We start from the raw sequence: 13,284 nt of genomic DNA on the forward strand, positions 1-13,284 counted from the left end.
GAAAGCATCTAAGCGGGAACCCCCCTCAAACCCAGTGCTCCCTGAAGAGCCGTGCTAGACCAGCACGTCAATAGGTGGCATGTGGAAGCGCGGCAACGCGTGAAGCTAAGCCATACTAATCGCTCGTCCGGCTTGAAACACCGCCTCCCCCGCGCAGCGGCAAACCCATCGCCCAGCGCATCAGCGAAACAACAGACCGCACGGGTTACACGAGACAACAGCAGCGATGAGCACATACGCATGTGCGCCTGATCGATCTGGTGGTCATAGCGGGGGTCAATACACCCGATCCCATCCCGAACTCGGCCGTGAAAACCCCCAGCGCCAATGGTACTGCGTCTCAAGACGTGGGAGAGTAGGTCGCCGCCAGGTCCATCAGTCGCACATACACCCGCTCAACGCCGCTCCCCAGACCCTCACCACAATGTCCTCCACTCCCAGAACGCGTTCCCGCGGGGTGGAGCAGCCCGGTAGCTCGTCAGGCTCATAACCTGAAGGCCGCAGGTTCAAATCCTGCCCCCGCAACCAAATCACCAAGCCCCCGCGCTCCCCAGCGCGGGGGTTTTGTCATTCCCGGCTTGTGATCGTCAGGTCAACATCAGGGCGGGACACTAAGGCGCTATCGGGCCGGCGCGGTTGGGGTAGGCGCCGTCCAGGCGACACAGCGCTGGTAGGGCTGAAGATACTCACTGCGGCGGGCGCGCTCCGCGCCGTATTCGGTGTCACCCACCACCACCAGGCGATAGCGGTCGCGGGTGACGTCGCCGTCGCGCGAGGATGTCCAGTCGGTGCAAGGGGCAGGCTCTTTCGAGCCTGCGGCCTGGTGCATGACGACGAGGTCGACCGCCGTTTCCCGTGGCACGAAGACATGGATGAAGTTGATGTAACGGTTCAGGCCGTCCGTGGATGCCACCATGGCGGTGCCGGCGGGGGCGCTTAAGGTCGCCGACAGGCCATAGACGTCGCTGGCATCCCCCGGCACCACCAGCATGGTGACGAACTGCGCCACGCGGGAGGTGAAGCGGTAATACGCCACAGTGCCCGTGGACAGGGTGCCGTCGACGGTGAAGGAGGCATCGTTACCCTGCGGCGGCGCCTGCGGGTTCAGCGTGGCCACGGCGGCCGGGCTGTAAAACTCATTCAGGTCGAACGTCCGCCCCGCGACTTCCCGCGTGCGCACGCGATCACCCTGGCGACAGGGGGCCTTGTCGTCGCGGCAATAGAAGGCGCCGGCCAGCTGACCGTCCGCGTCGTCAGCCGCCATGTCATAGGTTTGCGGTGCCGGTCCCAGGGTACCCAAGGGACCCAGCGGCCCCAGGGGGCCGAGGGGACCGGTGGGGCCCAGCGCCGCCCATATTCCCCCCTCCCAGAAATCACCGTGCACCAGCAGGCGCCCCTGGAACAGCGGCCCGCCCTCGCCCAACGGCCCGTTGGCTCCCCAGGGATCGAGGGACGGCGCCATCTCGAACAGCGTCCGGAACCAGTCGCCATAGCTGACCGACATGCGGGCGATGACCTCGCGCGGGCTGCATGTCGTGGGATCGTCGCAGCGGCCGGCGTGGGTCAGCAGGGTACCCAGCGGTCCCTTGGCGCCCAGGGGGCCGTAGGGTCCCAGCGGGCCGCAATAACCCAGCGCGCTGTCATGGTAGGATGGAACGCTCAGCTTCCGCGCCAACCGGTACCGGCGATAGTCCTCGATAGTGCCGGCGGTGACAGCGACAGGCGAAGGCAGGTCGCGGCCAAACAGGGCTGGGCACCGTTCCTCCACCGCGCCGGCCTGGGCCGGCGACAGGAACAGCAGGAGAAGCGGAAGGGCGACACGGCGGATCATGGCGACCCAGGGTAGGGCCATGCAACCGGGGCGTGTCAATCGTATTCTGCTAAAGCGGGGAACGAGCTGGTGCAGCCACCTGATCGTGTAAATCGGCTCTATTATGGGCTTGGGGCCGCCGCCCCGCATTTCCATCGACAAGAATTAGGGCCCTCAGCCTTGCCTTGAAGGCGGGGGCGCCAATCGCTTCCAGGAGGCGGGCGGTATGGCCTTCGGCTTAGGGCGATCGGCGGCGGGGCATCCGTTTGGCCAGCGGCGCGTCTGTCGCCTTGAGCAGCGGGCCCATTAATGTGATTAATATCCCGTTACCGCTACCATTCTCCGTTTAAGCGCAGGAAATCGTTTTCATCCGGAGAATTGGCCATAAAAACAGATGAGGGAGTGCCCCCATGAGACGCGCGTTCCAGGCCGTGGCCTGCGCCGCCCTGTTCAGCCTGCCGCTGACGGTCGCCCTGCCGCCGCAATCGGCCCAGGCCAAGACGACAGCCCCGTCCACGTATGAAAACTTCCGGGTGGCGATCTATATCGCCGTCAACAACACCCGCCAGTTGGCCGAGAAGGCCACCTTCGACCGCGAGTTCGAACGGGCGATGCGGCAGACCCATTTCAGCAAGGTCTACCTGGAGGTCTACCGCAACCACGTCTTCGCCACCGATGAGGAGGTGACCCGTGTCAAGAAATGGTTCGAGGAGAAGGGCGTGCAGGTCTCCGGTGGCATCACCCTGGCGGCCGGCGGCGAGGGCGGGCAGTTCGGCACCTTCGACTATGAGAAGCCGGCCGACCGCGAGGAGTGCGCCAAGGCGGCGGCCCTGGGCGCCAAGCACTTCGACGAAGTGATCCTGGACGACTTCTTCTTCTACGCCAGCAAGAGCGACGCCGACATCGCCGCCAAGGGCGATCGCAGCTGGACGCAGTACCGGCTGGAAACCATGCGCCAAGTGGCGCGGGACCTGGTGTTGAAACCAGCCAGGCAGGCCAATCCCAAGGTCCGCATGGTCATCAAGTACCCCAACTGGTATGAGCACTTCCAAGGCGCGGGGTATGACCTGGAGCAGGAGTCGCAGGACTTCGACGCCATCTACACCGGTACCGAGACGCGTGACCCGGTGATCACCGACCAACTGCTGCAGCAGTACGAGAGCTACGAGATCTACCGCTACTACAGCAACATCCGGCCAACGGATGCGAAAGGCGGGGTGGGCAATGGCGGCGGCTGGGTCGACACCTATTCCACCCTCTATGCCGACCGCTATGCCGAGCAGCTGTGGGACACGCTGTTCGCCAAGGCGCCGGAGATCACCCTGTTCAATTGGCGCCCGATGTCGGAGGCGCTGGGCGTGGAACCGGGGGAGCGCAAGGCCTGGGCCAACCTGCCCACCAGCTTCCGCTGGCAGGATATGGTGTCGGGCTACAAGGCGGGCTCCCAGGCGAATGATCCGGGGCCCGGCTGGGGGCGCGTGGCCGGCTATGCGCTGGAGACGGTGGACAAGGACCTGGGCCATCTGGGCCGGCCCATCGGCATCGCCAGCTACAAGCCCTACCAGTCCTCGGGCGAGGACTTCCTGCACAACTACCTGGGCACCAACGGCATTCCGATCGAGCTGTCGCCGAAATTCCCCACCAACGCCGATGTCGCCCTGTTGACCGAAGCGGCGGCGCACGATCCCAAGATCGTGGAGGAGATCAAGGGCAACCTGGTGGCGGGCAAAACCGTCTTTATCACCTCCGGCCTCCTGTCGGCCCTTCAAGGTCCTGGGCACGAGAAGGGCGGGATCGAGGACATCCTGGAGGTCAAGGACACCGGCCGCAAGGTCGCCATCCACGACTTCATCAATGGCTATGGCGCCGGCAACGGCGAAAGCCTGAACGATCCGGCCCATGACAACCCGGCCGTGCTGTTCCCCGAGGTGCGCTACTACACCAACGACAGCTGGCCCATCATCCGCGGCGTGGCCAACGCCAAGGGCTTCCCCATCCTGCTGATGAACCGGTATTCCAAGGGCATCCTCTACGTCCTGACCATGCCGGAAAATCCGGGCGACCTGTACAACCTGCCCCAGGGCCTGGTGACGGAGGTGAAAAAGTATCTGCAGCGGGACTTCCCGGTGCGTCTGGACGCGGCCGACCATGTCAGCCTGTTCGCCTACGACAACGGCACCTTCGTGGTGCAGTCCTTCCGCGACCAACCGGTGACGGTGAACCTGTCGCTGCTGGGCCAGGGGGTGCGCTTGCGCAACCTGTCCACCGGCCAGCTAGTCGCCGCGACGCCCGTCGCGGCGGGAAAGACCGACACCTGGAAGCGTGACGGCGTGCCGCCGCGCACCGACTTCGGCGCCACGGTGCAGCCGCACTCCTACCAGGTGTTCAAGATCGAGAAGTGAGGAAAAAGGGGAACGGGAATATCTGTGATATGTTCCCTTTCCGTTCAGGGGTGATCTGGTAGGATGCCGGGGCCATGACCAGCCCCGGCATCCGCAAGATCATCCACATCGACATGGACGCGTTCTACGCGTCGGTGGAACAGCGCGACAATCCGCAGCTGCGCGGCCGGCCAGTGGCCGTGGGCTACGGCGCCAAGCGGGGCGTGGTGGCGGCCGCCAGCTATGAGGCGCGGGAGTACGGCGTGCGCAGCGCCATGCCTTCCACCACCGCGCTGCGCAAATGCCCGCCGCTGATCTTCGTGCCCCCCCGGTTTGAGGTCTACCGCGCCATCTCCCGCCAGATCCGGGAGATCTTCGCCGACTACACCGACCTGATCGAGCCGCTGTCGCTGGACGAGGCCTACCTGGACGTGACGGAGAACCGCCGGGGCCTGCCCACGGCCACCATCACCGCCACGGAAATCCGCGCGCGCATCAAGGCGGAGACGGGGCTGAACGCTTCCGCCGGGATCTCCTACAACAAGTTCCTGGCCAAGCTGGCCTCCGACCATCGCAAGCCCAACGGCCAGTTCGTCGTGCCGCCCGGCCATGGCGAGGCCTTCGTGGAGCACCTACCGGTAGGCAAGTTCCACGGCGTCGGCCCGGTGACGGCGGAGAAGATGAACGGCCTCGGCATCCACACCGGCGCCGACCTGCGGCGGCAGACGGTCACCTTCCTGCAAACCCACTTTGGCAAGTCCGGCCCCTGGTACCACGCCATCGCCCATGGCGAGGACCACCGCCCGGTGGTGCCCGACCGGCCGCGCAAATCCTCCGGCTCCGAAACCACCTTCCTGGAGGATTTGACGGAGCCAGAGGCGGTGGAGGATGGCGTCCTGTCCATGGCCGACGAGGTCTGGGCCTGGTGTGAAAAGGCCCAGGCCTTCGGCCGCACCGTGACGGTAAAGATCAAGTACGGCGACTTCCGCCAGGCCACCCGCAGCCGCACCCTGGCCGCCCCCGTGGTGTCGCGGGAGACGCTGCGTGGCATCAGCGTCGAGCTGGTGCGCACCGTCTACCCGCTGCCCACGGGGGTGCGGCTGCTGGGCGTCACCGTATCCAGCTTCGAAGCCGCCGGGCCACCGGCGCAGCTGGAGTTCGGGTTCTGACACCCCACGCCGTCGCCAGCGTGAGCTAACCGGCGACGGCTTCCGCCGCCTCCACGATGACCTGGGCCACAGCTTCTGGCTTCGACAGCAGGGACAGGTGGCTGGCCTTCAGTTCGGTGGTCCGGGCGTTCATCCGGGCGGCCAGCTCACGCTGCAGGTCGACGCTGACGATGCGATCCTCGCTGGAGACGATGTACCAGTTGGGGCGGCTTGACCAAGCGGCCTCGGTGATGGTGTCGGTGAAGGTGCGGGCCGCCAGCGGCGGCTGCAGCACCGCCAGCAGCCGGGCATCCTCCTCCGCCAGGTCCTGGCCCACGTCCTGCACCCAGCCTTCGACGCTCAAGGTCAGGAAGCCGGCGCCATCATCGATGATCTTGGCCAGCGCGGGCGGCGGGGCATGCGCCCCGACCAGCGCGCCGGTGCTCTGGCCCACACCCGGCGCGAAGGCGGCCACGTAGACCAGCGCCTTCACCTTTGGGTCGTTGCCCGCTTCGGTGATCACCGTACCGCCCCAGCTGTGCCCGACCAGCACGACGGGACCGGAAATCGCGGCCAGCGCGCGCCGGGTCGCGGTCACGTCATCGGCGAGGGAGGTGGTGGGGTTCTGCACGGCGACGACGCGCAGGCCCTTCCTCAGCAGCAGGGCGATGACATGCCGCCAGCTGGAACCGTCGGCCCAGGCGCCATGCACCAGGACGATCGTTGGGGTGGAGGGGGACGGGGTTTCCATGGGCTTCAAGCTCCTGGTTGGGACGATCCGTGATCGCCCATCCTTGGGGCAGGGGCCGATGCCGGTATTGTAGGATGGTCGAGGCTTTGGAGGTTTGGCTTCCCATATTTCGCGAAAGACGGGCGGCATCATTACGCCACCGGCAATAATGAAGTGCGCAGAGCGATAATTCTCATCATCGCTGGATTGAACGACCCTGCGTTTGCGGATCGGGAATGAACCCGGTCCCCGAAATCAGGAAAGCGGATCATGAAGCTCTACCACCATCCCATGTCGGGTCATGCGCACCGGGCGCGGTTGTTCCTGTCGCTGCTGGGCGTGCCGCACGAACTGGTCGAGGTCGACCTGATGTCCGGCGCGCACAAGAAGCCGGAGTTCCTGGCGCTGAATCCCTTCGGCCAGGTGCCGGTGCTGGACGACGACGGCGTCATCGTTTCCGACTCCAACGCCATCCTGGTCTACCTCGCCAAGAAGACCGGCCGCACCGAGTGGCTGCCGGAGGACGCGCAAGGTGCCGCGGCCGTGCAGCGCTGGCTGTCGGTGGCGGCGGGCGAGGTCGCCTACGGCCCGGCGGCGGCCCGCCTGGTCACGGTCTTCGGTTCCAAGCACAATCCGGAAGAGGTCATCGGCCGGGCGCACGCCCTGCTCAGGAACCTCGAGGCCTGGCTGGCCGACCGTGACTGGCTGGTCGGGACGGCGCCCACCATCGCCGACGTGGCGCTCTACAGCTATGTCGCCCGCGCGCCGGAAGGGAATGTCGATCTGTCGGGCTACCCCCGGGTCAACGCCCTGCTGCGCCGGATCGAGGCGCTGCCGGGCTTCGTCCCCTTCGTCGAGACGCCGGCCGGCCTGTCAGCCGCCGTGGCGTGAATGCGGGGTGCGGGCGCCCCTGCACGGGGGCGCCCGACCGGTCCAGATGCCAAGGAGGCGGGAATGAGCGACGGGGCGTTGACCAAGCTGGCGGTCTGGCATGCCGGCGAGAAGGCCATCCAGGAAAAGGTCGGTGTGGCCGACCGGATGGCGGGCGTGGGCCAGCGGGTGATTCGTGACTACCTGCCGGATCAGCACCGTGACTTTTACGCCCAGATCCCCTTCATCGTCGCCGGCACCGTCGACCGCCAGGGCGACGCCTGGGCCACGCTGCTGGCGGGCCGCCCGGGTTTCATCACCAGCCCCACCTCCCGGTCCCTGGACATCGACACCCGGCCCGACCCCGCCGACCCGGCGGGCGAGGGGATGGCGGAGGGGGGCGCGATCGGCCTGCTGGGCATCGAGTTGCACACCCGCCGCCGCAATCGGGTGAACGGCATTCTGCGCACCGGCACCGGCCCCTTCCGCTTCCAGGTCGACCAGAGCTTCGGCAACTGCCCCCAGTACATCCAGCTGCGCGACTATCGTTTTGAGCGCGACCCCGCCCAGGCCCACACCGGCCCGGTGCTGGAGGGCGTGGAACTGGATGCCGAGGCGCGGCGCATGGTCGCGGCGGCGGACACCTTCTTCGTCGCGTCCTATGTCGAGCGGGACGACCGCCGCCAGGTGGACGTCTCGCACCGTGGTGGCAGGGCGGGCTTCGTCCGCATCGCCGACGATGGCATGCTGACCATTCCCGATTTCGCGGGGAACCTGTTCTTCGCCACGCTGGGGAACATCCTGGTGAACGGCAAGGCCGGGCTGGTCTTCATCGATTTTGAGACCGGCGACATGCTACAGCTGACCGGCGACGCCCAGGTGGTGCTGGACAGCCCCGAGATCGCGGCCTTCCAGGGGGCGGAGCGGCTGTGGACCTTCCGCGCCCGCCGGGTGGTGCGGCGGCCGGGCGCTTTCCCCCTGCGCTGGGATTTCCAGCGGGACGGCTGGTCGCCCAATTCCCTGATGACGGGCGACTGGGCGCAAACCGCCGACCGGTTGCGCGCGTCGGACCTGGCCACGCGCTGGCGGCCCTTCAAGGTGACCAAGGTGGTGGACGAATCCGCCGCCATCCGCTCCTTCCATCTGATGCCGGATGACGGCGCCGGCCTGGTCCCGCATGAGGCGGGGCAGCACCTGCCCATCCGCGTGGTCCTCCCGGGGGCGGACAAGCCCGTCATCCGCACCTACACCCTGTCGGTGGCGCCATCGGACGGCGTCTACCGTATCAGCGTGAAGCGTGACGGGCTGGTGTCCAGCCACCTGCACGACACCATCCGTGTGGGCGACGTCATCGAGGCGCGCGCCCCCGCCGGCGCCTTCACCATCGACGCCCATGAGAAGCGGCCGGCCGTGCTGCTGGGGGCCGGCGTGGGGATCACGCCCATGCTGGCCATGCTGCGCCACGTGGTCTATGAGGGGCTGCGCACCCGCGCTATCCGGCCGACCGTGCTGTTCCACGCCGCCCGGACCAAGGCGGAGCGCCCCTTCGACGCGGAACTGGCGGAACTGGTGGCTGCGGCCAGGGGCGCGGTGCGCGTCGTCCGGGTGCTGAGCGATGCCACGGACGCGGCGGAGGGGCCGGATTATGAGGCGGCTGGCCGCATCGACATGGCCTTGCTGGGCCGCTTCCTGCCCTTCAACGACTACGACTTCTACCTGTGCGGGCCGGGGCCGTTCATGCAGGCGGTCTATGATGGCCTGCGCGGCCTGAACATCGCCGACGGGCGCATCCATGCCGAGGCGTTCGGCCCGTCGTCGCTGGTGCGGACGGCCCCAGCGGCCGCCATTGCCGCCCCACCGCGCGAGCCGCCCGCCACCACGCCGGTGCCGGTGGTCTTCGCCAACGCGCTCAAGGAGGCGCGCTGGACGCCGGAATCGGGGACCCTGTTGGAATTGGCGGAGGCGCGGGGCCTGTCGCCCGAGTTCAGCTGCCGCTCCGGCACCTGCGGCAGTTGCCGCACCAAGGTTCTGTCGGGTGCCGTGACCTATGTGAAGGAGCCCACCGCTCCGGTCGCGGCGGATGAGGCGCTGATTTGCTGCGCCGTTCCGGCCGCGCGGCCGGAGAACGCGGGGCCGCTGCAACTGGCCCTGTAACGGGAGAAACGACAATGTTCACTCTATTGACCCCGGAGGCCCTGGACATGGCCTCCGAAGCCGCCCGGCTACTTTTCGCTTGGCTTCGCGGCGCGATCGCCGGCCCCGCCCTCGGCGGTGACGTCGACCTGCGGGGCACGCTGGCCAAGGGTGACCTGCCCGCCACCGTGCGGGAGCGCATCGCGCTGGCCATCGCCGAAATCAACGGCTGCGAATACTGAGGGGGATGTCATGACGGCCTTCGCTTTGGATGGACGCGCGCGCCTGTCGATTGAACTGGCCCTCACCGCTGGCGATCCCGACCCCGGGCAGGAGGCGGAGGCACGCGGGATGGGCATGACCGGGGCGGAGATCGATGCCGCCCGCCGCGGTCGCAGCTTCGACGTGCGCACCTCGCTGGCCTTGGCATTGGTCCTGGCGGCGGGGGAAGCGGAGGACCGGCGCCGGGAATGCCGCGCGCGGGCCCTGCGGGCCGGCATTCCTGAGGACGTTTGCCGGGAGATCGAAACCCTGGCTGGAAAGGCGCATCGCCATGCGTGACCTGGAAGCGGCCGTGGAAACGGCTGATGAAATGGAACCCCCGATCCGGCGTTGGGCCCGCGCGCGCTGGGACGGCACGCGTTGGGACAGTACGCGTTGGGACAGTACGCGTTGGGACGGTACACTGGCCCCGCCCGACTATTTGCGGGACATCGTCATCCAGGATCCGTGTACTTATACAACGGCATTTGATCGTGACCGCTCAAATGCCCCTCACTCGCCGGGCGCGGCCATCCGGCCGCTTGGCTGTCCTCGATTTCCAGTCCGCCTTCGGCTCCCCGGAAATCTCCGGCGCCCGCAGTCGCGGGCTACAGCGGCACGAGTCGATATCTCGTGCCGCTGGTATTATGCGGAGTTTCTGGCCCGATTGATGTGAGGACGGGGGCGATGGATCGTTGGCAGGCCATGCGGATCTTCGTGAAGGTGGCGGAGACGGAGAGCTTCGCGGCCGCCGCGCGGCACATGCACCTGAGCGCGCCGGTGGTCACCCGCACCATCGCGGCGCTGGAGGAGACCATCGGCGCCAGGCTGTTCGTGCGCACCACCCGCTCGGTCAAGTTGACGGAGGCGGGCGGGCGCTATTTCGAGGATTGCCGGCGCATCCTGGCCGACATCGTGGAGGCGGAGGCCGCCGCCGCCGGGTCGTACGCCACGCCGTCGGGGTTGCTGACCGTCACCGCGTCGCTGCTGTTCGGGCAGATGTATGTGCTTCCCATCGTCACCGAGTATCTGGACGCCCATGCCGCCATGGCGGCGCGCACCTTCTTCATCGACCGCCCGGTGAACATGGTGGAGGAGGGCGTGGACGTCGCCGTGCGCATCGGCCGCCTGCCGGACTCGGGCTTCACCGCCATCAAGGTGGGCAGCGTGCGCCGCGTGGTCTGCGGCTCCCCGGCCTATTTCGAGACGCACGGCGTGCCCACCACACCGGCGGACCTGAAGGACCATCGCATCGCCGTCTCCACCAGCGCCTGGGCTTCACCGGAATGGCGCTTCGCCAATGACCAGCGGGTGGTGGTCCATCCGACCCTGCACTGCAATACCAACGAGGCGGCGATCGCCACGGCGGCGACCGGCTGGGGGCTGACCCGGGTGCTGCACTACCAGATCGGCCCGGCCTTGCTGGAGGGCCGGCTGCAGGTCGTCCTCGGCGAGCATGAGGAGCCGCCGCTGCCCATCCATGTGCTGTATCCGGAGGGGCGCCACGCGCCGGCCAAGGTGCGGGCCTTCATCGACCTGGCGGTGGATCGCCTCAGGTCCAACCGTCTTCTGAACTGACCGCAGTCCACGGGCGCACGCCGCTCCGCCGTCAGACGCCCGCGCGTCGGCGCAATTCGTCGCGCTTGGCCGCCACCTCGGCGCGGGCGCGTTGCACGGCCTCCATCTCGGTCGCCTCCAGCAGGCCCTCGATGACGCGGCCCAGGTGGTCGCGCATGGCAGCACGGGCGGCTTGGGGATCGCGGGCGGCCAGGCTGTGCACGATGCGCTGGTGCTCCTCCACCCGGGGGTGGTCGCCCACGGCGCGGGCACGGTCCAGCATGGCCATGCACAGGGGCGATTTGTAGCGCATGTCCCATAGCTGCTCGACCACGCCCACCAGCGCGGTGTTGCGGCTGGCGCGGGCGATGGTCAGATGGAAGCGGCGGTCAGCCTTTTCCCCCACCGCATGGCGTGCGTTCTCCTCCCCGATCTCCGTCAGCAGGGCTGTCAGTTCCGCCAGCTCCCCGTCCGTGATGGTGGTGGCCGCCAGGGCCGCCACCTCGCCCTCGACCAGGCGGCGGGCTTCGGTCAGCTCGAACGCGCCGATGTCCAGCTCCGCCGTCGTCTCCTGCGCCGGCAGCTGATCGGTGACATAGATGCCGGAGCCGTGGCGCGCCTCCACCAGGCCCAGGATCTCAAGGGTGATCATGGCCTCGCGCACCGTCGGCCGGCTGACGTCGAAGGTTTCCGCCAGGTCGCGTTCGGACGGCAGGCGCCGGCCGGGGCCGTACACGCCTTGGCGAATGTCGGCGGCGATGGCGTCGGCCACCTGGCGGTACAGCCGCTGGCCGTTGGCGGGGATGGGCAGCATGCGGGTGCTCTGACCAGATCGGGGGCGGGGTGACGGCAGAATAGGGCAGGGGCTACGTGCTCCGCCACCCCTATGTCACGTTCTTGACAGACCTCTTACCCTGTGGAAGACATAATTGGTAAGACCAATTTTGCGGGCGCGCTCGTCAGGCCGGCCGACGAAGCGCCCGATCCACTGGTGAAAGTTGGACCTGATGTTGAAGATCAAGGACGCCCGGGTGGTGGTCACCTGCCCCGGCCGCAATTTCGTGACGTTGCGCATCGAGACGGCGGACGGGCTGTACGGCTTGGGCGACGCCACCCTGAACGGCCGCGAGTTGGCGGTGGTCAGCTATCTGGCGGACCATGTCATTCCCTGCCTGATCGGCCGGGACGCCCACCAGATCGAGGACATCTGGCAGTACCTGTACAGGGGCGCCTACTGGCGCCGGGGACCTGTCACCATGTCGGCCATCGCCGCCGTGGACATGGCGCTGTGGGACATCAAGGCCAAGGCGGCCAACATGCCGCTGTACCAGTTGCTGGGCGGCGCCTGCCGCACCGGCGTCATGGTCTATGGCCACGCCAACGGCCAGACCATCGAGGAAACGGTGGAGGAGGCGCGCAAATACCAGGCCCTGGGCTACAAGGCCATCCGTCTGCAATCCGGCGTGCCGGGTCTGTCCTCCACCTACGGCGTTTCCGGCGACAAGATGTTCTATGAGCCGGCGGACGGCTCCCTGCCGACGGAGAACGTCTGGTCCACGGCCAAATACATGCGCACCGTGCCCCGGTTGTTCGAGGCGGCGCGCTTGGCCCTGGGCGATGAGGTGCACCTGCTGCACGACGTCCACCACCGACTGACCCCCATCGAGGCTGGGCACCTGGGAAAAAGCCTGGAGCCCTACCGCCCCTTCTGGCTGGAGGACGCCACGCCGGCGGAAAACCAGGAGGCCTTCCGCCTGATCCGCCAGCACACCACCACGCCCCTGGCGGTGGGGGAGGTGTTCAACACCATCTGGGACTGTAAGGACCTGATCCAGAACCAGCTGATCGACTACATCCGCGCCACGGTGGTCCACGCGGGCGGCATCACCCATCTGCGGCGCATCGCCAGCCTGGCCGATCTTTACCAGGTGCGTACCGGCTGCCACGGCGCCACCGACCTGTCGCCCGTGGCCATGGCGGCGGCCCTGCATTTCGACCTGTCCATCCCCAACTTCGGTGTCCAGGAATACATGCGCCACACGGCGGAGACGGATGCCGTCTTCCCCCACGCCTATAGCTTCAAGGATGGTTACCTGCACCCCGGCGACGTCCCCGGCCTGGGTGTGGACCTGGATGAGGAACTGGCGGCCAAGTACCCCTACAGCCGCGCCTTCCTGCCGGTGAACCGTCTGGAAGACGGCACCCTGTATAACTGGTAAGGAAAGCTGGTAAGGGTGATCCCGTGCGCCTTCAGGTTCGTGGGCGCAATGAGGTATGACCACAAAGGTTCGGAATCGGTGACCGCTTTTTCCCAGCTGCGGCCGGACCCCACGTTTTCGAGGATCAAGCGCCGGGAAACCGGTAGCTTGAGGTCAGCCGGACGCTGCGGGTGGC

11 protein-coding genes, 1 tRNA gene and 2 rRNA genes are annotated in these 13,284 nt (G+C 67.4%); 11 read left to right on the forward strand and 3 right to left on the reverse strand.

The window, feature by feature from the left end:
* The 3 genes from I55_RS07155 to I55_RS07165 form a co-directional block, all read left to right on the forward strand.
* A 23S ribosomal RNA gene (locus I55_RS07155) occupies nt 1-140 on the forward strand; the annotation flags it as partial.
* Nucleotides 141-256: 116 nt separating this feature from the next.
* A 5S ribosomal RNA gene (gene rrf, locus I55_RS07160) occupies nt 257-372 on the forward strand.
* A gap of 79 nt (nt 373-451) precedes the next feature.
* Nucleotides 452-528, forward strand: a tRNA-Met gene (locus I55_RS07165).
* Nucleotides 529-619: 91 nt separating this feature from the next.
* On the opposite strand, the gene I55_RS35355 is transcribed toward I55_RS07165, so the two are convergent.
* Complete coding sequence (locus I55_RS35355; protein WP_148293611.1) at nt 620-1,831, reverse strand: hypothetical protein; 1,212 nt, start codon at nt 1,829-1,831, stop codon at nt 620-622.
* A 389-nt stretch (nt 1,832-2,220) separates the two neighbouring features.
* Here I55_RS35355 and I55_RS07175 point away from each other — a divergent pair, with 389 nt between their 5' ends.
* Nucleotides 2,221-4,212, forward strand: a complete 1,992-nt coding sequence (locus I55_RS07175) for a hypothetical protein (RefSeq protein WP_049973907.1) — start codon at nt 2,221-2,223, stop codon at nt 4,210-4,212.
* 74 nt (nt 4,213-4,286) lie between these two features.
* Nucleotides 4,287-5,360, forward strand: a complete 1,074-nt coding sequence (gene dinB, locus I55_RS07180; protein ID WP_044559822.1) for a DNA polymerase IV — start codon at nt 4,287-4,289, stop codon at nt 5,358-5,360.
* Between the two features lie 25 nt (nt 5,361-5,385).
* Here dinB and I55_RS07185 read toward each other — a convergent pair whose 3' ends face one another.
* Nucleotides 5,386-6,090 carry an alpha/beta fold hydrolase gene (locus I55_RS07185; protein ID WP_049973908.1) on the reverse strand — a complete coding sequence of 235 codons (705 nt, stop codon included), beginning with the start codon at nt 6,088-6,090 and terminating at the stop codon, nt 5,386-5,388.
* A gap of 249 nt (nt 6,091-6,339) precedes the next feature.
* Between I55_RS07185 and I55_RS07190 the strand changes: the two genes are divergently transcribed.
* The 5 genes from I55_RS07190 to I55_RS07210 all read left to right on the forward strand — a co-directional run bounded on the left by I55_RS07190 (nt 6,340) and on the right by I55_RS07210 (nt 10,911).
* Nucleotides 6,340-6,960 (forward strand): glutathione S-transferase family protein, encoded by a 621-nt coding sequence (locus tag I55_RS07190; RefSeq protein ID WP_044559823.1) that lies wholly within the window; start codon nt 6,340-6,342, stop codon nt 6,958-6,960.
* Between the two features lie 63 nt (nt 6,961-7,023).
* Nucleotides 7,024-9,093, forward strand: a complete 2,070-nt coding sequence (locus I55_RS07195; RefSeq protein WP_044559824.1) for a pyridoxamine 5'-phosphate oxidase family protein — start codon at nt 7,024-7,026, stop codon at nt 9,091-9,093.
* A 14-nt stretch (nt 9,094-9,107) separates the two neighbouring features.
* On the forward strand, nt 9,108-9,314 hold the full coding sequence (locus I55_RS37655) for a hypothetical protein (protein ID WP_199902493.1): 207 nt from the start codon (nt 9,108-9,110) through the stop codon (nt 9,312-9,314).
* Between the two features lie 10 nt (nt 9,315-9,324).
* Nucleotides 9,325-9,633 carry a hypothetical protein gene (locus I55_RS07205; RefSeq protein WP_049973909.1) on the forward strand — a complete coding sequence of 103 codons (309 nt, stop codon included), beginning with the start codon at nt 9,325-9,327 and terminating at the stop codon, nt 9,631-9,633.
* A 387-nt stretch (nt 9,634-10,020) separates the two neighbouring features.
* Nucleotides 10,021-10,911: a LysR family transcriptional regulator gene (locus I55_RS07210; protein WP_044559826.1), complete on the forward strand. Its 891-nt coding sequence runs from the start codon at nt 10,021-10,023 to the stop codon at nt 10,909-10,911.
* 31 nt (nt 10,912-10,942) lie between these two features.
* Here the strand turns inward: I55_RS07210 and I55_RS07215 are convergent, their stop codons facing one another.
* Nucleotides 10,943-11,704: a FadR/GntR family transcriptional regulator gene (locus I55_RS07215; protein ID WP_044559827.1), complete on the reverse strand. Its 762-nt coding sequence runs from the start codon at nt 11,702-11,704 to the stop codon at nt 10,943-10,945.
* A 193-nt stretch (nt 11,705-11,897) separates the two neighbouring features.
* Between I55_RS07215 and manD the strand changes: the two genes are divergently transcribed.
* Nucleotides 11,898-13,109, forward strand: coding sequence for a D-mannonate dehydratase ManD (gene manD / locus I55_RS07220; RefSeq protein ID WP_044559828.1), 1,212 nt, complete (start codon nt 11,898-11,900; stop codon nt 13,107-13,109).
* Nucleotides 13,110-13,284: the final 175 nt, after the last annotated feature.

The organism is Azospirillum sp. B4 (assembly GCF_000333275.1).
Taxonomy (GTDB): Bacteria; Pseudomonadota; Alphaproteobacteria; order Azospirillales; family Azospirillaceae; genus Nitrospirillum.

What these genes read in the sequence shown, in the direction of transcription:
- I55_RS07205 (WP_049973909.1), top strand. Translation starts at nt 9,325, where the DNA reads ATGACGGCCTTCGCTTTGGATGGACGCGCGCGCCTGTCGATTGAACTG.
- I55_RS37655 (WP_199902493.1), top strand. Translation starts at nt 9,108, where the DNA reads ATGTTCACTCTATTGACCCCGGAGGCCCTGGACATGGCCTCCGAAGCC.
- I55_RS07195 (WP_044559824.1), top strand. Translation starts at nt 7,024, where the DNA reads ATGAGCGACGGGGCGTTGACCAAGCTGGCGGTCTGGCATGCCGGCGAG.
- I55_RS07185 (WP_049973908.1), bottom strand. Translation starts at nt 6,090, where the DNA reads ATGGAAACCCCGTCCCCCTCCACCCCAACGATCGTCCTGGTGCATGGC.
- I55_RS07190 (WP_044559823.1), top strand. Translation starts at nt 6,340, where the DNA reads ATGAAGCTCTACCACCATCCCATGTCGGGTCATGCGCACCGGGCGCGG.
- manD (WP_044559828.1), top strand. Translation starts at nt 11,898, where the DNA reads ATGTTGAAGATCAAGGACGCCCGGGTGGTGGTCACCTGCCCCGGCCGC.
- I55_RS35355 (WP_148293611.1), bottom strand. Translation starts at nt 1,831, where the DNA reads ATGATCCGCCGTGTCGCCCTTCCGCTTCTCCTGCTGTTCCTGTCGCCG.
- I55_RS07215 (WP_044559827.1), bottom strand. Translation starts at nt 11,704, where the DNA reads ATGCTGCCCATCCCCGCCAACGGCCAGCGGCTGTACCGCCAGGTGGCC.
- dinB (WP_044559822.1), top strand. Translation starts at nt 4,287, where the DNA reads ATGACCAGCCCCGGCATCCGCAAGATCATCCACATCGACATGGACGCG.
- I55_RS07210 (WP_044559826.1), top strand. Translation starts at nt 10,021, where the DNA reads ATGGATCGTTGGCAGGCCATGCGGATCTTCGTGAAGGTGGCGGAGACG.
- I55_RS07175 (WP_049973907.1), top strand. Translation starts at nt 2,221, where the DNA reads ATGAGACGCGCGTTCCAGGCCGTGGCCTGCGCCGCCCTGTTCAGCCTG.